This window comes from Bradyrhizobium sp. CCBAU 45389 (assembly GCF_028128625.1).
GTDB lineage: Bacteria > Pseudomonadota > Alphaproteobacteria > Rhizobiales > Xanthobacteraceae > Bradyrhizobium > Bradyrhizobium liaoningense_B.
In genome coordinates this window covers 1-23259 of record NZ_LBIY01000076.1, presented here as the reverse complement: position 1 = coordinate 23259, position 23259 = coordinate 1, and the positions used below count along the sequence as shown (strand labels likewise).

Annotated in this window: 22 protein-coding genes and 3 pseudogenes; 12 read left to right on the top strand and 13 right to left on the bottom strand. The window is 59.5% G+C overall.

Going from position 1 to position 23259, the window contains the following annotated elements; translation table 11 throughout:
* Positions 1–7 precede the first annotated feature (7 nt).
* Positions 8–190, bottom strand: coding sequence for a DUF3606 domain-containing protein (locus XH79_RS09885; RefSeq protein WP_271581558.1), 183 nt, complete (start codon positions 188–190; stop codon positions 8–10).
* A gap of 27 nt (positions 191–217) precedes the next feature.
* On the opposite strand from XH79_RS09885, the pseudogene XH79_RS09880 reads away from it, so the two are divergent.
* A pseudogene (locus XH79_RS09880) lies at positions 218–457 on the top strand (ATP dependent DNA ligase); the annotation flags it as partial.
* A 9-nt stretch (positions 458–466) separates the two neighbouring features.
* Here the strand turns inward: XH79_RS09880 and XH79_RS09875 are convergent.
* Together XH79_RS09875 and XH79_RS09870 are read right to left on the bottom strand one after the other, a co-directional pair.
* Positions 467–673 carry a hypothetical protein gene (locus XH79_RS09875; RefSeq protein ID WP_271581557.1) on the bottom strand — a complete coding sequence of 69 codons (207 nt, stop codon included), beginning with the start codon at positions 671–673 and terminating at the stop codon, positions 467–469.
* Positions 670–894, bottom strand: coding sequence for a hypothetical protein (locus XH79_RS09870; protein ID WP_271581556.1), 225 nt, complete (start codon positions 892–894; stop codon positions 670–672). Before XH79_RS09870 ends, XH79_RS09875 begins: the two co-directional genes overlap by 4 nt.
* Positions 895–1248: 354 nt before the next feature.
* Here XH79_RS09870 and XH79_RS09865 point away from each other — a divergent pair, with 354 nt between their 5' ends.
* From XH79_RS09865 to XH79_RS09855, 3 genes are all read left to right on the top strand, one after another.
* Positions 1249–1710, top strand: coding sequence for an Hsp20 family protein (locus tag XH79_RS09865; RefSeq protein WP_271581555.1), 462 nt, complete (start codon positions 1249–1251; stop codon positions 1708–1710).
* An 82-nt stretch (positions 1711–1792) separates the two neighbouring features.
* On the top strand, positions 1793–2284 hold the full coding sequence (locus tag XH79_RS09860; protein ID WP_271581554.1) for an Hsp20/alpha crystallin family protein: 492 nt from the start codon (positions 1793–1795) through the stop codon (positions 2282–2284).
* 74 nt (positions 2285–2358) lie between these two features.
* Positions 2359–2682, top strand: a complete 324-nt coding sequence (locus tag XH79_RS09855) for a hypothetical protein (protein ID WP_271581553.1) — start codon at positions 2359–2361, stop codon at positions 2680–2682.
* A 192-nt stretch (positions 2683–2874) separates the two neighbouring features.
* Here the strand turns inward: XH79_RS09855 and XH79_RS09850 are convergent.
* Positions 2875–3255: pseudogene (locus tag XH79_RS09850) on the bottom strand (zinc-binding dehydrogenase); the annotation flags it as partial.
* Here XH79_RS09850 and XH79_RS09845 point away from each other — a divergent pair.
* The 3 genes and pseudogenes from XH79_RS09845 to XH79_RS09835 form a co-directional block, all read left to right on the top strand.
* The gene (locus tag XH79_RS09845; protein ID WP_442869944.1) at positions 3139–3612 is read left to right on the top strand and encodes a DUF892 family protein; all 474 of its coding nucleotides are present in this window, start codon (positions 3139–3141) and stop codon (positions 3610–3612) included. The pseudogene XH79_RS09850 and the gene XH79_RS09845 overlap by 117 nt on opposite strands.
* Positions 3613–3690: 78 nt before the next feature.
* On the top strand, positions 3691–4206 hold the full coding sequence (locus tag XH79_RS09840; RefSeq protein WP_271581552.1) for an inorganic diphosphatase: 516 nt from the start codon (positions 3691–3693) through the stop codon (positions 4204–4206).
* A 166-nt stretch (positions 4207–4372) separates the two neighbouring features.
* Positions 4373–4516 (top strand): annotated as a pseudogene (locus XH79_RS09835) (DUF899 domain-containing protein); the annotation flags it as partial.
* A 199-nt stretch (positions 4517–4715) separates the two neighbouring features.
* Here XH79_RS09835 and XH79_RS09830 read toward each other — a convergent pair.
* Both XH79_RS09830 and XH79_RS09825 read right to left on the bottom strand, forming a co-directional pair.
* On the bottom strand, positions 4716–5432 hold the full coding sequence (locus XH79_RS09830) for a hypothetical protein (protein ID WP_271581551.1): 717 nt from the start codon (positions 5430–5432) through the stop codon (positions 4716–4718).
* Positions 5433–5942: 510 nt separating this feature from the next.
* Positions 5943–6767 carry an exopolysaccharide biosynthesis polyprenyl glycosylphosphotransferase gene (locus tag XH79_RS09825; RefSeq protein ID WP_271581550.1) on the bottom strand — a complete coding sequence of 275 codons (825 nt, stop codon included), beginning with the start codon at positions 6765–6767 and terminating at the stop codon, positions 5943–5945.
* Positions 6768–7102: 335 nt separating this feature from the next.
* Between XH79_RS09825 and XH79_RS09820 the strand changes: the two genes are divergently transcribed.
* Positions 7103–8377 (top strand): O-antigen ligase family protein, encoded by a 1275-nt coding sequence (locus XH79_RS09820; RefSeq protein WP_271581549.1) that lies wholly within the window; start codon positions 7103–7105, stop codon positions 8375–8377.
* Between the two features lie 68 nt (positions 8378–8445).
* On the opposite strand, the gene XH79_RS09815 is transcribed toward XH79_RS09820, so the two are convergent.
* The gene (locus XH79_RS09815; protein WP_271581548.1) at positions 8446–9786 is read right to left on the bottom strand and encodes a glycosyltransferase family 4 protein; all 1341 of its coding nucleotides are present in this window, start codon (positions 9784–9786) and stop codon (positions 8446–8448) included.
* Positions 9783–10448 carry a class I SAM-dependent methyltransferase gene (locus tag XH79_RS09810; protein WP_271581547.1) on the bottom strand — a complete coding sequence of 222 codons (666 nt, stop codon included), beginning with the start codon at positions 10446–10448 and terminating at the stop codon, positions 9783–9785. The genes XH79_RS09815 and XH79_RS09810 overlap by 4 nt, the downstream gene beginning before the upstream one ends.
* Positions 10449–10834: 386 nt before the next feature.
* Between XH79_RS09810 and XH79_RS09805 the strand changes: the two genes are divergently transcribed.
* A complete protein-coding gene (locus tag XH79_RS09805; protein ID WP_271581546.1) occupies positions 10835–12328 on the top strand; it encodes an oligosaccharide flippase family protein in 1494 nt (497 codons plus the stop codon).
* Positions 12329–12438: 110 nt separating this feature from the next.
* Positions 12439–13482, top strand: a complete 1044-nt coding sequence (locus tag XH79_RS09800) for an acyltransferase family protein (RefSeq protein WP_271581545.1) — start codon at positions 12439–12441, stop codon at positions 13480–13482.
* 9 nt (positions 13483–13491) lie between these two features.
* Here the strand turns inward: XH79_RS09800 and XH79_RS09795 are convergent, their stop codons facing one another.
* The 3 genes from XH79_RS09795 to XH79_RS09785 all read right to left on the bottom strand — a co-directional run bounded on the left by XH79_RS09795 (position 13492) and on the right by XH79_RS09785 (position 17448).
* Entirely contained in the window at positions 13492–14769 is a 1278-nt protein-coding gene (locus tag XH79_RS09795; protein WP_271581544.1) for a polysaccharide biosynthesis/export family protein, read from the bottom strand.
* Positions 14766–16370, bottom strand: a complete 1605-nt coding sequence (locus XH79_RS09790) for a tyrosine-protein kinase domain-containing protein (protein ID WP_271581543.1) — start codon at positions 16368–16370, stop codon at positions 14766–14768. Before XH79_RS09790 ends, XH79_RS09795 begins: the two co-directional genes overlap by 4 nt.
* Before the next feature lie 85 nt (positions 16371–16455).
* Positions 16456–17448, bottom strand: a complete 993-nt coding sequence (locus XH79_RS09785; protein ID WP_271581542.1) for a hypothetical protein — start codon at positions 17446–17448, stop codon at positions 16456–16458.
* Positions 17449–17973: 525 nt separating this feature from the next.
* Between XH79_RS09785 and XH79_RS09780 the strand changes: the two genes are divergently transcribed.
* Both XH79_RS09780 and XH79_RS09775 read left to right on the top strand, forming a co-directional pair.
* Positions 17974–19254 (top strand): WecB/TagA/CpsF family glycosyltransferase, encoded by a 1281-nt coding sequence (locus XH79_RS09780; RefSeq protein WP_271581541.1) that lies wholly within the window; start codon positions 17974–17976, stop codon positions 19252–19254.
* A 9-nt stretch (positions 19255–19263) separates the two neighbouring features.
* Entirely contained in the window at positions 19264–20484 is a 1221-nt protein-coding gene (locus XH79_RS09775; protein WP_271581540.1) for a glycosyltransferase family 2 protein, read from the top strand.
* Positions 20485–20500: 16 nt separating this feature from the next.
* Here the strand turns inward: XH79_RS09775 and XH79_RS09770 are convergent, their stop codons facing one another.
* Together XH79_RS09770 and galE are read right to left on the bottom strand one after the other, a co-directional pair.
* Positions 20501–21439, bottom strand: coding sequence for a glycosyltransferase family 2 protein (locus XH79_RS09770; RefSeq protein WP_271581539.1), 939 nt, complete (start codon positions 21437–21439; stop codon positions 20501–20503).
* A 334-nt stretch (positions 21440–21773) separates the two neighbouring features.
* Positions 21774–22850, bottom strand: coding sequence for a UDP-glucose 4-epimerase GalE (gene galE, locus XH79_RS09765; RefSeq protein ID WP_271581538.1), 1077 nt, complete (start codon positions 22848–22850; stop codon positions 21774–21776).
* Between the last annotated feature and the right edge of the window lie 409 nt (positions 22851–23259).

The window sequence follows — 23259 nt, the reverse complement described above, 5'->3', positions numbered from 1 at the left end:
CGCGACTTCAGCGACCGAGACACTTCTCCACCTTCTTCCGCGAACTGCCGACCTTCTTGATGGCCTTGTTGACCGCCGAGGCGGAGCGGCCGGTCTTCTTCGACTCGTAGCGCACCTCGTAGTCCTGCCCGCCGGCCACGCGGGCGCGGTCCTGTTTGCGTCCGCGTGCCGTCTTCTTTGCTGTCGCCATATGATCCTCCAGTCATGAATCTCGCCCCGGCGCAGGGGCGGCGACCTCGTCTATGCCGACAAGGTGGACCACGGCTTCGACAAATCCTCCGCCGCCGACTGTAGAAACGGCTGAAGCCGCTGATCCGGAAAACGCAGCCCTTGCCAAGCGCATCGCGCACAAGGGCATCTGGGTCGAGCCGAAGCTGCTCGCGGAGATCGAGTACCGGGCCAAATCGGCCGAGGAAAGGTCCGGCACCCGTTCTTCGAAGGACTGAGAGGACCTTTAAGAAGCCCGTTACGCAGCCTGTACGTGCCCCAAGCCATATGCAGCGGACTGATCCGGGAATCCGCCGTGCAACTCGTCCAGTAGCCGCTGCTCGCGCTCGATCCGGCTTCGGTAGAGCTGGCGCTCGGCCTCGGTTTTGGCGCTCGCCAGCAGGAGACGATAGTGTCCGATGACCTTTTCGCTGCCGCGGATGAGGAGGTCGCGAAGGTCGCTCATAGCTCGGCCCTCGCTTCTACGGAGCCAACCGGGCCGTGCGGCACCGTGAACGCGACGGGGAAGGTTTTCGTTGCAAGGGATTCGAGCGAAGCCTTCTCCTCGGCGAGGCGGCGTTCGATAAATTGACGTTCAAGCTCCGATAGCTTCGTGCGAAGCAATCGCCGGTAGCGGTGGATGTTGTTGCGGTGCGCGCGGATGCGGGCCAGATCTTCATCGAGCATCGTCGTCACTCCTGACGGTCGTTAAGGTCCTTTTCGGTGTTAAGAAAGCCGGGAAAGAGAATTCCCGGCGAAAAAATATTGGGCCGCGATTTGCTGTCAAGGCCTGTCGCCGCGCATCTGCAAGTCCTTTTGGAAATCGCAGGCGGGAGGCGACGCGCGATGGCCGGATGTCGCAAAATTTTTTGACTTCGACCTCTTGAAACGGCTTGTCGTTTTTCTAAGTGATTTTTCGCCGCGAGAGCGGTGTGCCGGGCGCCTTCATGGGTCCGGCGCGGGCGCCGGCCGGGTACCAGACCCGCTCTGACTCCTGCCGTGCGCTCCTTGTATCCAACTTGCTCTTTGGAGGACTTGGACATGAGGACCACCTTCGACTTCGCGCCCCTGTGGCGCTCCACCATCGGCTTCGACCACCTGGCCGACCTCGTCGACAGCACGCTGCGCCAGCCGAGCGAAGACCACTATCCCCCTTACAACATCGAGCGCACCAGCGAGGACCACTACCGGATCTCGCTCGCCGTCGCCGGGTTCGGCGCCGACGACATCGCTGTGACCGCCGAGCAGAACGCGCTGATCATCGAGGGCAGGAAGCCCGAGAGGATGGCCGGCGAGTACCTGTACCAGGGCATCGCTGCGCGACCGTTCCGGCGCGTGTTCAACCTGGCCGACTACGTCCAGGTGAAGGAGGCTGCCTTCCGTGACGGACTGCTGATCATCGATCTGGTCCGCGAGGTGCCGGAAGCGATGAAACCGCGCCGGATCCAGATCGGAAGCGGCGCCTCTCTCGCCTCGCAGATCGAACAGAAGAAGGCGGCCTGACGCCGGTCAGGGTTCGACGGCGGAGCGCGGCGCGCGCAAGCCCGGCCGCGCTCCCTGGCTCATGCAACGAAGGAGAAGAACCATGGCAGTTCGTGATCTCATTCCCTGGTCCAGAAACCAAGAGCTTGCGCCGGCGCGCGGCACCCACGACCCGTTCATGACGCTTCACCGCGAAATGAACCGGCTCTTCGACGATGTCTTCCGCGGCTTCGGGGGCGCAAGCCCGTCGCCACTCATGGAGCGGCAATCCAGTTGGCCGAAGATCGAGCTCAGCGAGACCGACAAGGGGCTGACGATCTCGGCCGAGCTCCCGGGCATGACGGAGAAGGATGTCCAGATCGAAATCGCGAACGGGGTGCTGACCATCCGCGGCGAGAAGAAGAGCGAGCGCAAGGACGAAGGCAGATACTTCACCGAGCGTTACTACGGCTCCTTCCAGCGGCAGATAGTCCTCGAGGACGTCGAGGAGGACAAGGCCGAGGCCTCGTTCAAGGACGGCGTCCTGACGATCTCGGTACCAAGGTCCGAAAATCCGCGCGCGGGCGTCAAGCGCATCGCGATCAAGTCGCAGTAAAGACCCGGGCGGCGGTCGCCGCCACCCGAACTCACCGAAACACCTCCGAGGAAGGAGCGTAAAGGGAGACATCGATGACCAAAGCCGGCACGAACGCAGGCAATCTCAAGCCCCTCTTCCATCCGGCGGCGCACTATGCGTCTCCGGAAGACGTCCTGAACGATCCGGAGCTTTCCGCGCCGGAGAAGCGGATCATCCTGTCGTCCTGGGCGTCTGATATGTTCGCCGTTGAGTCCTTTCCCGCCTTGCGCGAGGTACCTGGCATGAGCCACGCCATCCGGCTCGCCGACATCCTCGCCGCGCTGCGGCGGCTCGACGGCGAAGACGACGACCCGCCGCCCGGCGGGGTGTCGACGCGGCGGCGGCCTTGGGCCGCCGCGCTCCGGAGGTCGGCATGATATTCACGCAGGCCGTTATGACGATGGTTCTGATCGGGCACGCTTCGGCGACATGGGCCGTTCCGTTCGCAATGCTCGTCGGCTGCGCGCGCGGCACAAGCACGACATAGCTTCCTCCCGATGGGTGACGCGCGCCGGCCGCTGGGCGTCCTCGAGTTCGACGAGATGGCTTTCCGGGTACGACCGGATCTTGGCGCTGCCCATTGGGATATTGTCGAGCATGCCGCCATACACACCGACGATCGAGACGGTGCCGAAGTTGCGGCAGCATTGGATCGCCTGCCGCAAAACATGCGGCCGGTCGGTGCCCATGAAGGTCGCCACCTGGATGCGATCCATCACGGAATCCTTGCTTGCCATGGTCTCGGGCTCGGTGCCGACCGCGTCGATGCAGGCACCGGCACCGCGGCCCTGCGTGAGCTGCCGGATGCGTTCGTAGACATCTTCCTTCATGAAATCCAGCGTCGTGGCGCCGGACTGCATGGCGAGCGTCAGGCGCTCGGGTACCGTATCGATCGCGATCACGCGTTCGGCGCCCAGCAGAAACGCGCTCTTGATCGCAAACTGGCCGACGAAGAGACGAACAAGCAGGTCGAGCGTCTCGAAAAGGCCTTTGAGAAATTGGGCCAGTCGCCGAGCGGCACGCAATGTCCGGCCATCGATGGCATCATCAAGGAAGCGGATGAGACGGCTGGCGAGATCGAAGACAAGGCGGTACTTGATGCAGCGATCGTCGCCAACGCGCAGGCCGTCGAACATTACGAGATCTGCCGCTATGGCACACTGATCGCCTGGGCTGAGGAGCTCGGACACGACGATATCGTGCGTTTTCTGAACACGAACCTGAACGAAGAGAAGGCGGCGAACACCAAGCTCAACACGGTGGCGTTGCGCAAAGGCGTCAACAAGAAGGCCTCCACCGCTGCCTGATTGCCATCTGCGGGTCTGGCGGATGATTGCGCCAGACCCGTTTCCTCTCGGTGCCCCAATACGTAGGCGACTGTCGCCATGACCAATCTGACAAAACTGCCGAGCTGGGTTGACAAAGACAATATCTTTGCTGTCGTCGAGACGCCGCGCGGCAGCTCGTGCAAGCTCGATTTCGATCCCAAGCTCGGTGTCTTTGCCCTGGCGAAGCCGCTTATGGCGGGCCTGACCTATCCGTACGATTGGGGCTTCATTCCTTCGACCAAGGCTGAGGACGGCGACCCGCTGGACGTGCTGATCCTACATGACGCGCAAACTTATCCGGGCGTCGTGCTGCGCTGCCGTCCGGTTGGCATTCTCGAAGTCGAGCAGAAGAAGAAGGGCAAGTCGGAGCGAAACGATCGCATTTTTGCTGTGCCCGACCGATCACCGCTCGAAACCAATCTCAAGGATATCCGCGATCTCCCTTCCCGTGCGCGCGATGATCTTGAACAGTTCTTTCGTGCGACGAACGCGTTGGAAAACAAGGAGCTGAAGTTTCTTGGATGGCATGGCCCCAACCGAGCGACCAAGACCATCAAGCGGCTGGCCCGCTGAGCCGACAGACCGGGCATCATTGGCAGACATTCGGGCCGTCACTGGGAGGGCCCACGTGGGTCAGGACCTCAGGGTCTTGGACCATCGCCCTTCATGGCGACGTCGCTGCGCTTAACCGATTGAAACTGCTTCCTTTCGTGAACATCACAAGCAAGCGCTTGAGCTTTTCTGGTCGGGTGAGATGAGCGGCACGATGGCCGACCCGCAACAGGATCCACGCGGCGCGCCCGACATGGATCCGCTTTGGACCATTCTCGATACCACGCCAGAAGGCCGCGGCACCGACTGGTATCCAATGCTCGCTTACTGAGCGCTCCTGCTATGACTGACAATGCGTGCCCGCAGCTTCGCGGGCGCGCTGCAATTGTATCGCGAGCCCGCCGCTGCACATTCCGCAACAGGATGAGTTCGGCAGTCGAAGAACTGGCCGCCCGGAATGAGATAGCCGCTTCGGACTTGGTGAGTGGCGGCCGAATTTATGTCATGCTTTTCGTTGCAAGCCTTCACGCCTACGGCGTCGAGATCAACCCACTTGCCGTAGCAACTATCCAACGATTGCCCCAGCGCACGATAGAGTCGATTCGCCCGATGCCCGGGACTTCATCGCCCCGTGCTGCCATTCGAATCCCATCGGGCCCTTCGAGCACGGCCGTTCCGGCGCGAACATCGAGGACTGCCCATCCCACAATAGTCGTCGGCCTTGTCTCGGGGACCGGCAGGAGGAGCCCCGTAGGCTGGACCGAGCCTGTTATCGACATGTCCGGCTCGAGAACATCCGCCAGTTGCGCAACACTCGGTGCCTTGGCCAGAGGCTTCGGGCCAAGGCTTGAGGTGAACGTGGAGGATCCACCAAAACCAGGCGGCGTTCGCGAGCTTGATGCTGATGCCGTCTTTCGGGTGCTTTCGACCTTGCTGACTGGCTTAATGCTCGGCATGCGGCGCGAAGCCGCTTCCATCGAAGCAATTGGATTGAGAGCCGAGATCGCTGCAGGAGCGAACAAAGCACCAGCCCAACCCAGTCCAATGCCGCCAGCCAACGCGACCAAGACGACCGAAAGAGTGCCTTTTGAACAATTGCCTTGCCGAAGGAGCGCCAGGACCTCATCTCGATCGGACGTCGAGAAATCCAATCGGTCAAGAGTGACAGGCCACATCGCGAGCTCGACGGTGTCGTGATCCGCGGCCGTTTCGATCCTCTCCAAGGTATTCGCATGGTACAATTGCATGCTCGGGTCCCTTGTGGTCACCAATGATCATGCCGGGAACTAAACCAACCGTTAACGGCCGGTGCACTCAGCACAAATAAGGGCGGTCAGCGCAAGGAAATCAAAGGCCATGATGTCTCGCGACGGGGGCTCCAACCAGAGCGGTGGGACTGTGCGGGGCGCGCATCTGCAGGCGCGGCGACAAGGCGACCATCTCCGTCGACGACACGAAGATTCTGCAGCGGCGACAGTTCCGAGCGTGAGACACGCCGCGCCTGGCTCTAATCTGCCACTCGTCAGCAACAATCTCGTCTTCAAGTCTGCTCCGACAACAATGTGGCCATTCGGGACCGCTTGACGGCAGCCTCCGAAAGTTGCGGACGTCCTTGCGTACTCACCCGTGATGGAGCGGCAATCCGCGGTGTCACCACGCCCGCAGTTGCGGGATAGGTGGGAATCCAGACGGTTCGCGCACGGCAAGACGCACCAAGCCACTACCTGCCTTCCCGACCGAAGCAGCCAACCTTAAGACTAATAGGCATTGCTGGGCCGCAGCAGCACCCTCACTGTCTTCAACATGATGACGATATCGAACCGCAGCGACCAGTGTCGGACGTACTGGAGATCTCGCTTGACGCGTCTTTCCATGGCAGCGATGTCTCGCGTCTCCCCCCTACATCCGTTGACTTGCGCCCAACCGGTGATCCCTGGCTTCACTGACTGTCGTTCCGCATATTCGGTTATCAATCTCGAATAGATCGCGTCATGAGCCAGTGCGTGAGGCCGCGGCCCAACGAGGGACATGTCACCACGGAGCACATTGAGGAGTTGCGGCAGCTCGTCGACACTGGTCTTCCGAAGGACTCGTCCAACTCGCGTAACACGGACATCGCTTGGGCTCGCCTGTCGAACATCGTTCCCGTCCTCCAGACATGTCATCGTTCGAAACTTCCAGATTTGGAAGCGTTGACCATCGCGCCCACCGCGCCACTGACGAAAGAACACCGGACCAGGCTTATCCAGGGTTACCGCAATCGCGACGACAACGAAGACCGCGATCAACGCAACGATTGCGATCAAAGTGACCACAACGTCGAATATCCTCTTCGTTCTACAATTTGGGTTTGCCCGCGATGCAGAGGAACCGGCGCGACTCGTTCCATCTTGTCTGACTCTGCTTTCTGAGCGCAGAGTAACGTCCGACCTCGCGGACCGCAGCTCGACAATTGAAACCAACCCAAGATCTTCGGCGACGGCCTCGATCGCACTCGCGCGATTCACAATATCAGCCGTGCTAACGTCCACGAACGGCGCGCTGAGGGGCGCGCGAGAGCGATGAACACCGAGTTTTGGCATCGTACTCCTCATTCGAGAGGCGATACCGAGTCCTGCTCCGGGAAGCTGTCCCCACTCTGTCGCCGAGTGAACCTTTCATGCGAAATTTGCGGCGTGCCCACCACCCGGCTGCAATTGACCGTCCTCGTATAGCCACGCGAATGCACGGTACATGCCGTCCGCAGGACTCGCGAGAATTCATCGGCGCTAAATCCGATGCGCTGTTGCCGATACTTTCGAGCGTTTGCGGGCCGGAATGCAGCGCCTAATGATCGATGCTGATCCGCCCAACAGGAAATGTAGGGGTCTTCGGACACCGTTCCGTGGACCCCCCGATACCAGCCGGAGGAAATACTTTGACCGGTATCATCCTGGCCCTAACCAGCTTTCTGCTCTTCTTGACGCGTATTCTGGGTGTCCGCCAAATGATGCTGGCCGTCATGCTCGTTCGCCCCGCTTGTGACCGAGCCTTCGACTGGCTGAAAGCGGCATCCGAACAACAGACCGGGCCTGGTGCGGCGATCAACGCCCTGGTGATCGCAATTGCGATTGTCACCATTATTCATGTTCCCGGGATTGTCCTGTCGGCCCCCCTCCTGGCTTGGGCAAGTGTTCTTCTCACAGCCGCCGCCTCGCTCGTCCACGCTCCAGATCCAAGCGGCGGATTGCGAGACCTCCTGGCGTTGTTCACCTACGCAGCCGTATTTACGCTTCCATATGCGCTTGTCAGAACCAAAAAGATGGCCACCCAATGCCTCGTCGTGGCGCTATGTTCGTCCGCCGTACCGTCGATCTTCGCATTGCTGGAACTCGCGATGCAATCGGACATCTTGACCGGCGAGCAACGCCTGCAAAGCACGTTCACCCATCCGAATATTTACGCCTTCTACATTGTCAGCGTCGTGACCGTGATCCTCTATATGCTTTGTTCCGCAAACTTTAAACTTTCTCCGATCAGGCGCCGCGCAGTTCTTGCCTACGCCGGCTTCCTGCTGTTTCTGTTGCTTCTCACGAAGGCCCGTAGCGCATGGCTCTCGATGGTGATCATCACGGCGGGATACGCAGTCTTGGTGGACAGACGCTGGCTTCTCGCGGTTCTTTGTCTCCCTATCCTGCTTCTTTTTCCTGCCGTTGGTGAACGCTTATCCGATCTGAAGTCGGGCACAGTTGCAGTCGGCTTCGAGCAGCTCAACTCCCTGGCTTGGCGAGAAGTACTATGGAATGACACGCTTGAATGGTTGACGTCCAATCCACCGGGTCTCAATGGCTACGGGCTGAACTCGTACAAAGCCTACGTCCCCCTGTTTTTCTCCCGCGGAGACGGGCAGGTCAGAATCGGCCCCCACAATGCAATCCTGCAGATATATTTCGAGATGGGTATGGCTGGCCTGGCGAGCTTCAGTCTTCTTTGGGCGACGGTCGCGCTCAAGGTATTGTCCACATGGAGCACAGATCTTCGAGGCGCTCTGACGATGTCGTTCTTATGCGCCGGATACATAGTCATGTGCTACTCTGACAATCTTCTCGATTACCTGCAATTCCAATGGTTCTTCTGGTTCATAATGGGCACTATTACTGCTTCCGCACGACTAGCGCCTCGCCCATCGCAGGCACGGTTCGCAGTCGCCTGATGAATCGTTCGCGGCCAGAGGCGCAGTGCAGGCGGCGATCTCACGAGCGCATCGTTCACTCTCGTTCGCTACCGCACCGCAGCTGAGAGAGGTCGATCCTCCGCAATCGCGATATCGTTCTGTTGCGATACGCTCGTTGCAAACAGATCGGCCAGGCCTGCAGCCTCTCGGTCAACATCGTGCAATGCGAGAACCCGTTCGCGTCCCCTCCGTCCCATCGCTTCCAGTTGTTCGCGCGGCGCCAGGAGACACTCCGTCATGGCCGCAGCGAGCGCCTCTGGTGCCCCCGCGGCAGCCAACCAACCGGTCTCGCGCGGGATGACCAGCTCCGGAATGCCGGCGATTTGCGTCGCCACCACCGGGCGTCGCAGCGCCATGGCCTCCATTATGACGATCGGAAGGTTTTCGGCGAGGCTTGAAACGACGAGCGCGCGAGCGCTGATGATTTCGCGCCGTACATCAGCATTGTTCAGCCAGCCGCGCAGGCGTACGGTCCCGCTGAGCCCGAGAGCAGCGACCAGTATTTCGAATTCCTTGCGGCCTTCGCCATCACCGACGATGACCACCTCGAATTTGTGCCCATTGGCTGCCATAACCGCGGCGGCCTTGATCAAAATATCGAGGCCCTTTTCGCGAGAGAATCGCGCGACGCAAACAAAGCGCGGCGCTTCGCAGCGCTCCATTTCGGACATAGCGTTAAACTGTTCGTCTATGCCGCATCGGATTAGCTTGATTTTCCGGCAATCCGACAGTTTACACCACCGATAAAGCTGAGCGCGCCCGTAGTAGCTCACCGCAACGACGAATGCAGCCGCCTCGATCTTGGCCTCCAGCGCAAGGAACTCCGGCTTGTCAAATTCGCCGCAGCCATGGACTGTGAAGCTATATGGAAGACCCGAGAGGCGGGACGCAATCAGCGCGAGCTCGGCGGGATTGGTTCCAAAATGCGCGTGAAGATGGGTCGCTCCCACGCCGCGAGCAATGGAAGCGACGCCGCACGCTTCCACAAAATAGAAGGCATGCACCAGGGGCCCGCGATCACTCCTGCGCATCATGCGCAACGTCATCAGCAACGCCCTGCCGAAGCCGCGGGGCCGCAAGAGGAGCGATGAAATCGTGGCCCGAAGCAAGGCGGACGGGCGTTGCAGCAGGTAGATCGTGCGCTTCTCCTCAGCCAGGTCGCCGGGATCGACCAACTCCTTGCCAGCCCTGGCGGCCACACGGACCACCGCGACTCCCAGGCGCTCGAGCGCAAGAACCTCTCGCTTGATGAAAGTGTGGCTGATCGCCGGATATTGATTGATCAAGTAGAGGACAGTCGGCATGCGGTTCGAGCCGCTGGGTGACGGCTTCTTCGACGGGACCGATGTTAACTGCATCTTGAGCTCCGCATTGATCGAGTTGCTCATGTCGCCACAAGGTGCGGCCGACAAAGGCGGATTTCCCAGGACAGCCCCGACCGGTGCCGAACCTGCACTTCATCGAGAATATGCACGCTATTGCGCGAGCGTTGCCATGCCCGTCGGGACTCCGGTGACTCCCAGAGGGAGATGACAAGCCTTCCATTCTCTTTCAGGAACGCCGCAACCCACCTCAGGATCCAGTCCGGCCGTTCGAAGTAATAGAGAACCTCGTTGAGGACTATCACGTCGAATTTGCGATCCGGCACAAACGTCGCGATATCCGTCGCGATGAATTTCGTGGACTCGTCCGTCCACCGAATTCTCGCCATCTCGATTGCGACAGTGGAAAAGTCAACGCCGACGTAATCGATATCTTCTACTGGTCGAAGCCAAGCACGCAGCAGGCCGATACCGCATCCGAGATCGAGCACGCTCGAGATGTCTCCAATGTGCCTGCAATATCCCGCGATCACCGCATAGCGTGCCATTTCCTCGAGATCGTTGAGATACTCCCATCGTCCGCAGGTATATTCTTCGTCCATGAGCAGCGGCGACACACGGCAGAAGCCTGGCGCAAGTTGCTTCGGAAGCGCCGCTTTGACCATGTCGCGAACGCCTTTGCGCAATCGCGAGGGAAATACGCGCTCGATGACTTGAGGCGGTTGCATGTGGCGTTTCCGTCGTCCGATCGCTACCGATGGCGTTGAACCGTAACACTCGTCTCACCGAGGCACACGCCTCGCTCAGTGGAAATACGGACTAGTTCCGATAGGTCATTGACCCCTCACCTCCAGCGCCGACTATCGTGCACAATGTGGCAGTGACCCGGGACCGGCTGTGGAGACGACGCAAGCACACTTTCCGAGCGCGGATTGCGGCACGCTCGAAGAGACGCGATCGGCGAGGCTAAGGCGTTCGCTCGATGTGGTCCGGCAATTACTCTATTCTTCTATCGGAGCTGTTCTCCATTTCAGACTTCGCAATCACTTCGCCGCGCGTCACCCGTCAAGCGGCTCAGTGAGTTTGCGAGAGGCAGGATGAGGGCACCTCGATCATGCGTCTGCGCGAGGCGATGCTCAGTTCAACGTTGCAGCAGAATTCGACGGTGCTGGTCTACTTTGCGACCGGCGTCGTGATTGCGCACCTGCTCACGCCCCGGGAGGCGGGGTCTTACACCGTCGCAATAGCCGCCATTGGCGTGGTTACCGGACTCAAAGAATCTGCGATCGGATCATATGTTGTCAGTGCGCCCGAACTTGACGACGACCTCTTGAAGACAGCCTATGGTTTAACGCTGACGATCGCCACTTGTCTAATGCTCCTATTCATTGGGCTAAGCGGTCCACTCGCGGACCTCTATCGCGATCCTGCTCTCGGCCACACTTTGAGGATCGTGGCTATTGCGCAGCTTGGCCCGGCCTTCGCCTTTCCAGCGACCATGCGCCTGATGCGCGCGATGCACTTCGGCTCCCTCCTCGTGGTCGGAATCACCGCGGCCATCTCGCAAAGCCTGGTCTCCATCACCCTTGCCGCACTCGGATACGGCGCAGCCGCGTTGGCATGGGGCTATTTCGCTGCTGCTGTCATCACAGCATTGGCCTCGTTCGCATTTTGGCCCGATGCCGTACGCCTTCGGCCGATGCTGAGAGGCACTCGACGTTTGCTTGCTTTCGCTAGCTGGACTTCGGCGGCACTCTTCGTCGGTTGCACCGCAACGTCAGCCCCGGAACTGCTGATCGGGCGCGCGCTTGGCCTCGCCGACGCCGCCCTGTTTGCTCGTGCCCAAAATCTGGTTTCTTTCGTTCGAAATGGGCTGGTCCTCGGCCTCGCCCGACCGTTGCTTCCGAGCCTCGGCGACCGCGCAGGTAAGGGCATTAGTCTAGCGCCGATCTACCGTCGTCTTGTTGAAACGATTACAGGCCTGGCGTGGCCCGTCTATGCGGTGCTCGCGATATGGTCCGAACCGCTTGTGCGAGCGATTTATGGCGCTGCTTGGACCACAGCCGGGACTTTGATGCTGCCCGTCGCTGTCGCTCACGCGCTCACACTGGCTGTTGCCCCCCAGTATGACATACTTGTCGTCAAACGCCGTCAACAGCTGCTTTTCACTTCCGAAGCCGCGATATGTGTATTCACGATAGTGGCGGTTGCGATCGGCCTGACACTGGGACTCGGCGCCGCCGTCTGGAGCCTGGTTTTGAGCAGCATCTTTTTTGTAATCTGCTACTTCAGCGCTATCAAATCCGCGATCGGCGTTTTGCCAAGCTTACTGTTCGGGGCCTGGGGCCGAAGCTTGGCGGTCACTTTGGTCACCATGCCGGTCCCCCTCGCTTTTAGGCATTTAATTCCCGATCGGCCCGTCGAAATCATACTCGGCTTTATTGCATCGAGCATGGTGTCGGGAGTGATCTGGGTAGCCGCAGTTTTCCTTGTGCGGCACGAATTGTCACTTCACCTCGGCGGCCTTCCCCGGAGCCTCCTGTTTCCATCACGGCTGGGCACTCTTCCCCGACCATGGCCGCAGCCAAACCAAACCGAACGTGGTTGATCATGCGACCGCAAAGAGATCAACCACTCAGCCGCCTCGACGAATCCGGCAGATCACGATTAGGCCTGTTGCAGCCCAGACCGCCGGCAGGCCGCCGGCAGGCCTCAAAGATGAAGGCCCATGTTCCGGCCGAGCGCAAAGCCGAACCGAGAGTTGAGGGCATTCCGGCCCTCGATGGCCTTCGTGCAATCAGCATCCTGCTCGTCTTGGCAACGCATCTGCTTCCGCTCGGCCCAAAGTCTCTCAATCTGAATTCGACCGCCGGTCCGATGGGGATGAGCCTGTTCTTCGCCCTTTCTGGCTATCTGATCGTCAGCACACTTCGAACCGCCACGATCCTTGAATTCGTCGTAAAGCGGATCGCCCGTATCCTGCCACTTGCCTATCTCTATATTCTGCTGGTTGTCATCCTGTTCGGTCTAAGCAAAGGGGCGCTTCTCTCCCACGTGAGCTTCATGATCAACTACAGACTGGACCAGATGCTGCCGGTCACGGAGCATCTATGGTCGCTTTGCGTCGAGGTTCATTTCTACGCGCTTGTGACAATCCTTACGGCTGCGGGCGGTCGGCGGGCACTGTTGCTCGTTTGGCCCTGCTGTGCCGCAATAACCGCGATGCGCATCGCGGAAGGCGCTCACATTGCCGTGGCAACGCATCTGCGTATTGACGAAATTCTTGTTGGTGCGTGCGTTGCAACGTTGCCGATAGTCCGTTTTGGCACCTCCGCCTACTCCCTCCTCGTCTGGATGCTGGCAGCGGGGGCCTGGGCCTCCACTTCACATCCGCAGAGCGAATGGCTGCAATACGTTCGACCCTACGCGACGGGCCTCCTGCTCTGGGCAACAATATCCCAGCCGCCCAATCGTCTGATGGCGATCCTGGGTAGCCGGGGGCTTCGCTACGTTGCAGCTACCTCCTATGCGCTCTACGTCATCCATCCGCTGACGGCTCACGGATGGTGGAATGACGGAAGCATCTGGGAGCGATATCTGCTGAAAAGGCCTATCAGCATCATCTTCACGGTGGTCGCGGCCCACATGTCGACCTTCTATTGGGAACGCGCATGGCTACAAACCACGCGACGTTGGCTTCGTTCTAGGCGCGCACAGACGGCACAGTCCATAGGGCAGCCGCAGAACCTCCCGGGACCGTGATCTTGCGTGTCACTTGTACGGCTGTTCTCCGCTTTCGGCCCGGGTCAGATTGATGGACCCGGTCAAATCATACAGCTTGGACCCGACCATTGGGATCTTGACGATGTCGTTCGGCATTAACGGAGTAGTTTCTTCCGCTATCAGCGCTCGCGTCGTTTCGCCATCCTTTCGAATCAAAATGAAGCCGGACCGCTGCGTTTTCTCCGCGAGACGCTCGCGCGCCTCGGCCGGCGCGCTGATTTGCGCTTCAGTCAGCAGGTCCCCTGCCGTCCTGATCCGTGCCCGAACATCTGCGATCTCATCCCTGGTTTGTTGCAGGTCACGTGTGTTGGAGCGGCTCCTCTCAAAAGTGCGTTCACGAAGCCGCTGCTCCGCCAGAGCAATATTTTCCTCAGCCCTCACGATCGCAGTCTGCATGTTCATTTTCTCGTTCGATATCTGCGCGGCCGCTCGTTCCAGATTGAATAGGGTCGGCATGAGCGCGAGCCCCCTCGCCGAGAGCGAGCGCATATCCCTCAGTTGCGTTTGGATGGTGCTATCCTCTTGGCTCAATGCCTCGATTTGGCCGCGGAGTGAACGAATCTCCTGCTGATAGAGCGTCTTGACTTCCTCGAGCGCTGCCGTTTCCGAACGTATGGTGCCGTATTCGACGGCAAGGGCCGCTTGCTCGCTTTCCGCGATGGCTGCGATGGCGGGATTATCCTGCTGATCCCGCAATTCTGCAGGGAGAGAGATATCTTCCCGCCCCGCAATTACGGCCGTCAGGCGAGCCTCCCGGGCCAAGAGACGATTCTGCTTCTGTACAAGCGTTCGGATATCGCCTTTGGCGAGGGCAATGTCGCGATCCAGCCGCAAAAGACCGACTTCGGGTCTATAGTATCCGCCAGCGACGGTGATTGCTTGAATAACGGTAAGCCCCGGACGAAATGGGTACTCGCCGGGTCGCTGAACATCTCCGAGAATGGAGAATGGACGATACTGGGTGATTTCAACTGCAGCGAAGGGCCGTTCCGCCTTCTCCGAGCGACGTTGCAGCCGGTCAGATATCTGCTGTGCGAGATCGTCGAGACGCAGACCTACAACGTTGACGTTTCCAATCAGCGGCAAGGAGACGACGCCGTCCGGCGTTATTATGTATTCCCCGCTCAGATCGGGCCATTCCTGCACCTTGATTTTCAGTCGATCGGAGACTCCAAGTCGATACTCTTGTGCGACAGCAGATGTCACGGCACCCGTCATCGCGGCGCAAAGAAGCAACGTGATCGAACCGAATGTTCTCATGGTCATGGCACACTCTGATCGTTCCATTTCGGCCTCGACGCTCGACGAGCCGCCTGCTCCAGCGTCTCGGAATCAAACGAACTCCACGGCGTCTTGTTGATAACAGTTCCACGAATTCTCTCGCGCATGGGTCCAAGGTCACGAAACGCCTGTTCGAGCTGCCGCTCCGATGTGCGGTCCCATTCCACCACGATCAGGAAGTCCTCGACGATTTGGCCGGCGGAGCGTGCGTCAGCGGCGGTTGCGAGTGGGGGCAGATCGATAACGATCCAATCGTAAAGGGGATAGTGACCGCTATTGATGAGTTGGGCGAACCCGAGCCACAGCATGTCGAGACTGCAGACGACTCCTCCACTTGGCAAGAAGTGCAGATTGTGACTGCTCTCTCCCTGGACCACGTCAACCAGACTGGCCTCGCCCCGGAGCAATTCATGGAGGCCTTTGCCCTCAGCTGGACACACGCTCTTGGCAGAAGCCGCCGCGCCGCGAGATGCGTCAACAAGAAGAACGCGCGAGCCATCGCGTGCGATTAACCTGGCCCAGCTCCGGGCAAGGAACGTCTTGCCCTCACCCGCCCCAACCGAAGTGACGCCGACGAAATGAGGATTCCTCTCGGACCGTTCAAGGATCGCCAAGCGCGCGCGACGCAAAATCGACCCGCTCAAGACAGAGGCCAAATCAGCACGTCCGCCATAGCGCGGGATAGCTCCGCCTCTCCTTCTCCGAGGTAGGTACCCGAAGCATTCAACGCCTGTCGCGGCAACGAGCTGCTCGGCGCTGCACACGCGTCTACTAAATGATATCAACGCAAGCTGGATGGTCATGCCCAGAGCACCGCCCAAGACGGCCGCCAATCCCAGCACGATGCCTAAGGCCGGTCCATCCCTTGAGTCCGGTGCCACCGCCTCGCTGATGATCCGAGCTGTCGGGCCCAACACCCTAATTCGCTCTCGTAAGGCCGCGCTTGTCGTTACAACCGCGTTTGTGTCGTTCTGCTCCTGGACAAACGCTGCCGCCAACTCATTGGCGAGCTTGGCAGCATCCTCTGCGTTTAAGGCCCTTCCTTGAACAGAAATGACTTGGCTTGCACCGACACGATTGACGCTCGTGTTGTATCTCAGGAGCGCGGCCGCGGCTTGCCTACGTGAGGAGTCCCGATCGGAGGCAGATGTCAACCATGCTGCAAAACGACGAATGGAGCCCGATTTCGGCAACACCCGCTCGATATTGTCCACCCCCATCCTGTCGATCACCCTGTCAAGGACTTTGCTGGCCTTCAACATCTCGATCGCGCTTTGAATGAGCGAGTTCTCGACAAGAACCTGCGTTACGACTGCGTCCGGCCCCGACAATTGCAGCGTCGTATTGGAAATCAGCAGTTCGGAAGACGCCGAGTACGCGGGAATTCGAACCAGGTCGTAAGACATACCCCCGACCAATCCTATAATGGAGCCGACCAGCAAAGAGCGACGCATTCTCCGCTTTTGCTGGCGAACCTTCGTCAGAAGGATCCTGAGATCAACTCCATCGCGCCATGGCGCACCCATGGCTGATCGATCCTCGCCCGCATCGAAGATGGAACGTCTGCTGTTGGTCGAATCGAGCATCGATCGAAACTCCACTTGACGTCTTCTAAAGTCAGCGTCGAGCGTGCGCCCGATATCTCGCAGAGGGGTCTCGCCTGGCACGGCACTATTGCTCATGCAGCGTCGCCTGGACGGCCTCCAACTTGTGCCAGGGGAACCCGCGAAGCCGGTTATTGCTGTCGGGAAAGCACGACGCTTGAGCCTGCCCCGATGGACACCGCAGAATGCCGCCAGCGCCGAAGTATGGATGATTGGCCCCCTCCGCCAGCGGGTTCTCGGCGTACAGCACCACTGTGCCAGCCGTGTCGCGCACCACCATTCCGTATCGCTGCACCGCGCGAGCCACCATGCGCGCGTACGGATCCATGTCGATCTGATCGAGATTGAGAGTGTCAGGAAGACGGAACGTCGTTCCCTGAGGTATCGCGTTGGGATCGACCTCTCCGCCGTCCGTTCGCTGAGCTGGATGCGCCCACACCAATCGGCGCGTCTGCGGCAGGGCGACGTGAACCGCATGATCGATTGCGCCTTGGCGCTGCTCGGCGATCGTGATCAGACCCGAGAGCAAGGCTAGTCCCGTTGCGGCCGTGCCGAACTTGTAGCCTTGAACCGTGGTTGGAAAATAGCCGGGATTTCTTGCAAGGTCGTCGATCTTGCCTCCCCATGCGGCCCGCCACTCGTCGACGGTTCGTCCCGTGGAATCAACGGTCTTGCGGCCGCTTTTTTCCATAACCCAGAACTCCCAGTACCGGCCTGTCGAAGGCTGATACACAATTGCTTCCTGGTCGGTGCCCACCGATGGCTGGAAATGGTCGGGAAGCGGAACATGATCCCATTGCTGTTGAAGCGGCTCGAATCGCCATGCCGGATCATCAACCCGCTCCGCCCTGACGCGAACCGTGGGCTGACCGGCGCCGACAACGTAGAGCGGGGGCGCGTATCGATCAATGTTCACCGACGCAACACCGTAGTGCCTCGTGATCTGTCGCTGCAGATCAGTTACCCAGGCATCCGAACGGGAATCACGAGGAGCATCCGTCGCCAGTCGCCGGTGGACGTAGCTCTCGGCGGCGAATTCGCGATCCGGCACCATGATCAAGGATGGACGATCTTTTGACGAGGGCTGCGTCGCCCGGCTCCGACCTGCCATGCCCGCCAACGAGCAAGCGCAGACAGCAACAATGAGTAAAGCGCCTGCGATGAAATAGAGGCGCGATGTTAGGCCATGCATGACCAGGCTCTCTCGACGCGGCTGCCGCTGCCTCCGCCGGCGCGCAGTTGGGCAATCATGCCGACTGGCCGAATAAGGGCAACCGGTCCAAATTGACTAGTTCGTTCGAAGATCGCTTAAGGTCGCAACCGGCTCACCTCAACAGCTCACCTCATTGCGCGGCTGATGCCTCCACGGAATAAGGCTAGTCGACATCGCTGTGAACTACTCACCATGTGTCGCTGTCATATCCGTGCGGACGCTTCTGCTTCAGCTGGCCTCGCCTACTCTAAAGAACCCAATTCGGATCCAACGCTCGTTTCGTAACCGAGAGCAGGTTTGGAGCGGCTGATCCGCACTTGGCTGACGGAATGGTTCGTGTTGTTCGGGGCGGGCTGCGATGTGCGAGGTAGCATGCCGATTGCCGTTCAGACGGGCGGGAGTGCACGCCTTCATTCGCCAAGATCGCTTGAGCCGGACTTTTCGCGGCGGGCTTTCTGTATCCAGGGATTGTTATGCGATGTGGTGACAATCGAGGAGGTCACGCAAAAGGTTGCGGCGTCCATCAAGGCGACACGCAGTTGTAACATCGTCACGCCCAACGCGAACTTTCTGCGGCTGGCACAGTCCGATCCGGACTTTAGAGATGCTGTGCTCTCCAGCGATCTTTCGATGATCGATGGAATGCCTCTTGTCTGGTTTGCCCGCGCTCTCGGCATCTCCGTTCCCGATCGCACATGCGGATCGGACCTGTTCGATTCATTGATGCTCCAAACCGGCGAGCGATTTAATGCGTTCTTCCTTGGAGCAACCCGTGACATCGGCCAGCGAGTGCGCCGGCGTCTCAATGAAGGCACCTCTGGTGTACGGTGCGCCGGCGTTTACGCGCCCGGGTTCGGCTCCGTTGAATCAATGAGCGATCAGGGAATTCTCGACGTCATCAATGGAGCCGGTGCTGACTTGCTGATCATCAGTATTGGAGCTCGGAAGGGCCTCCTATGGACCAGTCGCAACGAGGGTCTGCTTGCGCCGCCGATCATCTGCAACCTGGGCGCCACGGTCAATTTTGTCGCGGGAAGTGTCACGCGTGCACCCATCTTCTTTAGGAAGCATGGCCTCGAATGGCTATGGCGGGTGAAGGAAGAACCGGCTCTTTGGACACGGTATGCTCGCGACCTCATGGTCCTGACCTCGCTGCTATTTGGTCACATTTTGCCTTGCCTCGCCGAATACCGCCTGCACAAACCCTCACGCGCACAACTTTCGGCCGCCTGCTTGCGACGTCGTCAACGGGACGCCACCCATACCATCGAGTTCATCGGCGCCTGGACAAACGACAACATCGCCCCGGTTCGCGAGGCTTTGACGGCGGCTACACGAACGCGAGGCAATCTCGTGATTGATCTGGATGGCGTGACGTTCGCCGACGCCGGTTTCCTCGGACAGATTCTCCTCGCCTATGGATATCAACGACGAATGCGTACAGGCTTCGTCCTTCGTGCATCCAGGAAACCAATCCAAAGAATTCTGCGTCTACATGGTTGCGGCTACCTGCTTCATGCCGGCGACAGCCAGGTTGAGCCTCGACAAACCGCGCGCCGGCTGCACCCGGCAGGCAAGCCAGCCGCCCGAAGGCTTTGGCAGGCGACTTTAGACGCCTGTGGCGCAACCTGGATCAATCCTCACCATCACTGAGATGTGGTCGTGCTTGCTGCAATTGTGACCTATACTCTTGGCTTTGCTACCGCCGCTTTGGCTCTTGCCACTATCGCGTTCGCGATTCAGGCAGCCGCTGGGATCTTCCCGCACGACCCTTCATACGTTCTGTCGTCGCGTCGCCCGACGATCGCGGTACTGATCCCGGCGCACAACGAAGAGCAGGATATCGAAGCAACTCTCCTTCGGATCAAGATACATTTGACGCAGAACGATCGCCTCCTGGTCGTGGCCGACAATTGTACCGACGCCACGGCGGCAATCGCTGCAGCTGCCGGTGCCGAGGTTCTGGTTCGAGACGAGCCATCGTGCTGTGGCAAGGGCTTTGCCCTCGCCGCCGGTCTTCGCTACTTGAACGCAAGCCCCCCCGAAGTCATCGTATTCATCGATGCAGACTGCGAGATCAGCCCTCATGGCGTTGAGGTGCTGGCCCGAGCATGTGCCGCCGCAAACGCCCCGCTGCAATGCCTGGACTTCATGATTCCGAACCCTGACAGACCCGCTCCACCGCGCTTGGCGGAGTTCGCATGGCGCGTCAGGAACGATCTACGGCCGCGCGGTTACGCACGGCTTGGCCTGCCTTACCATCTGCTCGGAACGGGCATGGCCCTGCCCTGGAGCATGGCAGAGCCCGAGCTTCTCGCAACCGGGCATCTGACTGAGGACAAGTATTTCGGACTGGAACTCGCGATAAAGGGATACGCTCCTCGGTTCTTTCCAGGAGTCCGCGTGACAAGCTACTTTCCCGACGCGCAACGCGCTCACGTCCAGCAAAAGCAGCGCTGGATGCACGGGCATTTTGGGCTGATGAACAGCCACTTGCCGCGATTGCTGTATCACGGCCTCCGGCGGCGGGATATCGGCTTGTTGGCACTGGCTGCCGATCTCGCCGTTCCACCTCTAGGGCTGCTTGCTGTCGCCAACGTGGCTCTCGTAGTGCTGTGCTTCAGCTGCATGATTGGTATCGGATCGACTGTTCCGCTTGGTCTTGCAGCCATCGACATGGTCCTCTTCTCGTTTCCTCTCGCAACGGCGTGGTACCTCTGCGGACGCGATCTCATCGGCATGGAGGAAATCAAGCAAGTGCCACGGCACGTCGTGATGGTGCTTCGCTCTGCCGTGGATCTGGCCCGCGGTCACAAGACCAAGTGGCTCAGGGCTGATCGGTCGCAGGCGAGTGTTCGAGATACACACTATACTCATCGATAGTTGGATCGGTGGTCTCTCAGGCCTGTCCAGCGTGGGTTTGACCTAACCCAAAAAGGGTCTGTCCAAACGACGTAGTTCTGATCAAGCGCTTCAGAAATCGTTTTGGATCGTAGCGAGGCACGCATTCCCCGAGCAGCACTGCTCGAGCATCGCCATACTGGCCGCTGTCAAGCAACTGGCGCGCATACTCAAGCATGAGAAAATTCGCATAACGTCTGCCGCTCTCGGCCAATCGAGGATCCAACTCGTCGCTTGCTATCAAGTCGTGCAGTCGCTGAGCCGGGAACGGCCGCACGGCCGCGCCCGCCGCACTGCAGCGTGTATGCGAGCGAGCGTCGTTGTAGGTCGCCGTAAGCTTGGCGGTGTAGAAAAATGCGCCTTGGCAGGCAAGCCTGCACCACATATCGATATCTTCCCCCGTTGAGATTCCCTCAACGAACAGCCCGGCCGCGACCAGCTCGTCCTTGAGAGCGATGATCGAGCTAGAGCTGATCGGATAGCCACCGCTGCGGAGCGCGAAGGAGAAGTAATCTTCTACTCTCTGGGCCACCAGCCTCGGATCAATCAATGGGCAGCTGGCACGACTTTGGAGCCGAACATTGCTGAAAGCGGCAATCGCATCGCTGCCATCAATTGCCTTCAACAGGGTGGCAAGATGGTCGCATGACCACACATCGTCGGCATCAAGAAATGCTATCCACTTCCCGCGCGCGGCGGTCATTCCACGGTTTCGGGCTGCGGAAACCCCCGCATTCTCCTGCGCGATGAGAAATAGGCCCTCGAGGCCCGCGTTTTGAACCAGCTTGGCGCCATCATCCGTCGAGCCGTCGTCGACAACTATGATCTCAAAAGCGACATCTAGCTGACTCGCGGCCGAAGCGACCGTCCTCAAGATGAAGTCGGCCTTGTTGTACAAAGGAATTACGATGGATACCAACGGCGTCTGCCGTGTCATCACCGACCCCACAAGCCTCCACTTCAAGCCTGTAACGAAAGCACCGCCTAGGCCACGTCGAATAACCCTTGGTACATTAGGGCATGCCGCTGCCAGAACAAGCAGCGATGTCCTCCTCACGTCGCACTAGTTCTCAGGGACAAATTGCGCCCGCCACGACCGGCCGCTCAAATCCTCCTACGTTTTTATGTACGCGAACACCGGTTCCGCCGCTGTCACTGTTGGGCCAAGCAGTCGCTCGATTGGTATGCTCGCCGCGGTGGCTCGCCCCGAACCTGCTCATACGGTCAGACTCTGTGTCGTCGGCTGTTCGAATACCTCGGGCGCGCACACCTCAGGCGTGACGGCGGAAATGCTTGGAGCGCTCCCGGACTTTGGCGAGTTCGCTCCCATGGTAACCGTCCGGATTCTGCAGTTGCCAACGCCAATGGTCCGCACACATTTGCTCCAACGATCGGGTGGACTTCCAGCCCAACGCCTCAATCGCAAAGGTCGGGTCGGCATAGCAAACGGCGACATCGCCGGCCCGACGCTCCCTGAACTCATAGGGCACTGATCGCCCGCTTGCTGCTTCAAATGTACGAACGACGTTCAGAACGCTGCTGCCGTTCCCCGTGCCAAGATTGACCGTGAGCACGCCGGGCCGACTCAGGTGGCGCAAGGCGCTCAAATGTCCGGACGCGAGATCGACCACATGAATGAAGTCGCGGACTCCGGTGCCATCAGGCGTATCATAGTCGTTTCCCCAGATCTGCAGCGTCTCCCGCCGTCCAATCGCCACCTGCGCCACAAACGGGAGCAGGTTGTTGGGAGGGCCCAGCGGGTCTTCCCCAACGAGCCCGCTTTCGTGTGCGCCCACCGGATTGAAGTAGCGCAGATTGGCGATCCGCCAACCGTCGTCGGACCTGCAGAGATCCTTCAGCATCTCTTCGATTGCGAGCTTTGTGCGGCCGTACGGATTGGTCGGACAGAGGGGATGCTTCTCGTCGAGCGGCAAGTATTTAGGTATCCCGTAAACGGTCGCGGACGAGCTGAAGACAAGTGTCTTCACATTCGCCCTCTTCATTGCCGATACGAGCCGCATCGTTCCCAAAAGGTTGTTTTCGTAATAAGTCAGGGGCCGTACGTTGGAATCGCCGACGGCCTTCAACCCTGCAAGGTGAATGACCGCGGTCACTCCGCAGGAACGAAGTACGTCGTGAATCGCCTCTTCATGGCGGATATCTGCGTGCCGAAAGGCGAGCGCACGCCGACAGATGGATTGCACCCGCTCAAGCGAGACCTTGTTGCTGTTGGAGAGATTGTCGAGCACGACGACATCGAGCCCGGCGTCCAGCAATGCGATACAGACGTGGGACCCGATGTAGCCGGCACCTCCAGTCACCAAGACCATCTCGGACAGCTTCCGCATTCGTTCAACTCGCCTCCTTGCAATGCGACACCACATTACTGGCAAGTTGCGCCCACGGGGGCGTACAGATTTTGGGCTTTATGAGCTACTTCTGATGGAGTGCACCGGGTGAGTCCGCCCGAGCCAAGCATCCGCTCGACATCAAGCTTCGAGCAGCCGTAAGGATAGATTGGATGTTGTGGATGGATACATCTAGATCGGAAGTCGATCGGTCACGCAATGGTAGCAACTCGACGCGAGCACCAACGGCGGAGCGACACGACTTAAGATCGTTTCGCGCAGGCCGCGTAACCTTAGTGCGCGTTTAGGGCAAGCTTAGCAGTCCGAAAGGACTAGGGCTCGGACTCAATTGATCCAATAGGCAACGATGGCGGCGAGATGGACGGCAGCCAAGAAGTTCCTGGCTAGT

What these genes read in the sequence shown, in the direction of transcription:
- XH79_RS09770 (WP_271581539.1), bottom strand. Translation starts at nt 21,439, where the DNA reads ATGACACGGCAGACGCCGTTGGTATCCATCGTAATTCCTTTGTACAAC.
- XH79_RS09795 (WP_271581544.1), bottom strand. Translation starts at nt 14,769, where the DNA reads ATGACCATGAGAACATTCGGTTCGATCACGTTGCTTCTTTGCGCCGCG.
- XH79_RS09865 (WP_271581555.1), top strand. Translation starts at nt 1,249, where the DNA reads ATGAGGACCACCTTCGACTTCGCGCCCCTGTGGCGCTCCACCATCGGC.
- XH79_RS09810 (WP_271581547.1), bottom strand. Translation starts at nt 10,448, where the DNA reads ATGCAACCGCCTCAAGTCATCGAGCGCGTATTTCCCTCGCGATTGCGC.
- XH79_RS09800 (WP_271581545.1), top strand. Translation starts at nt 12,439, where the DNA reads ATGAAGGCCCATGTTCCGGCCGAGCGCAAAGCCGAACCGAGAGTTGAG.
- XH79_RS09875 (WP_271581557.1), bottom strand. Translation starts at nt 673, where the DNA reads ATGAGCGACCTTCGCGACCTCCTCATCCGCGGCAGCGAAAAGGTCATC.
- XH79_RS09805 (WP_271581546.1), top strand. Translation starts at nt 10,835, where the DNA reads ATGCGTCTGCGCGAGGCGATGCTCAGTTCAACGTTGCAGCAGAATTCG.
- XH79_RS09860 (WP_271581554.1), top strand. Translation starts at nt 1,793, where the DNA reads ATGGCAGTTCGTGATCTCATTCCCTGGTCCAGAAACCAAGAGCTTGCG.
- XH79_RS09830 (WP_271581551.1), bottom strand. Translation starts at nt 5,432, where the DNA reads ATGCAATTGTACCATGCGAATACCTTGGAGAGGATCGAAACGGCCGCG.
- XH79_RS09855 (WP_271581553.1), top strand. Translation starts at nt 2,359, where the DNA reads ATGACCAAAGCCGGCACGAACGCAGGCAATCTCAAGCCCCTCTTCCAT.
- XH79_RS09780 (WP_271581541.1), top strand. Translation starts at nt 17,974, where the DNA reads ATGCCGATTGCCGTTCAGACGGGCGGGAGTGCACGCCTTCATTCGCCA.
- XH79_RS09840 (WP_271581552.1), top strand. Translation starts at nt 3,691, where the DNA reads ATGACCAATCTGACAAAACTGCCGAGCTGGGTTGACAAAGACAATATC.
- XH79_RS09825 (WP_271581550.1), bottom strand. Translation starts at nt 6,767, where the DNA reads ATGCCAAAACTCGGTGTTCATCGCTCTCGCGCGCCCCTCAGCGCGCCG.
- galE (WP_271581538.1), bottom strand. Translation starts at nt 22,850, where the DNA reads ATGCGGAAGCTGTCCGAGATGGTCTTGGTGACTGGAGGTGCCGGCTAC.
- XH79_RS09790 (WP_271581543.1), bottom strand. Translation starts at nt 16,370, where the DNA reads ATGCTCGATTCGACCAACAGCAGACGTTCCATCTTCGATGCGGGCGAG.
- XH79_RS09870 (WP_271581556.1), bottom strand. Translation starts at nt 894, where the DNA reads ATGCTCGATGAAGATCTGGCCCGCATCCGCGCGCACCGCAACAACATC.
- XH79_RS09885 (WP_271581558.1), bottom strand. Translation starts at nt 190, where the DNA reads ATGGCGACAGCAAAGAAGACGGCACGCGGACGCAAACAGGACCGCGCC.
- XH79_RS09815 (WP_271581548.1), bottom strand. Translation starts at nt 9,786, where the DNA reads ATGAGCAACTCGATCAATGCGGAGCTCAAGATGCAGTTAACATCGGTC.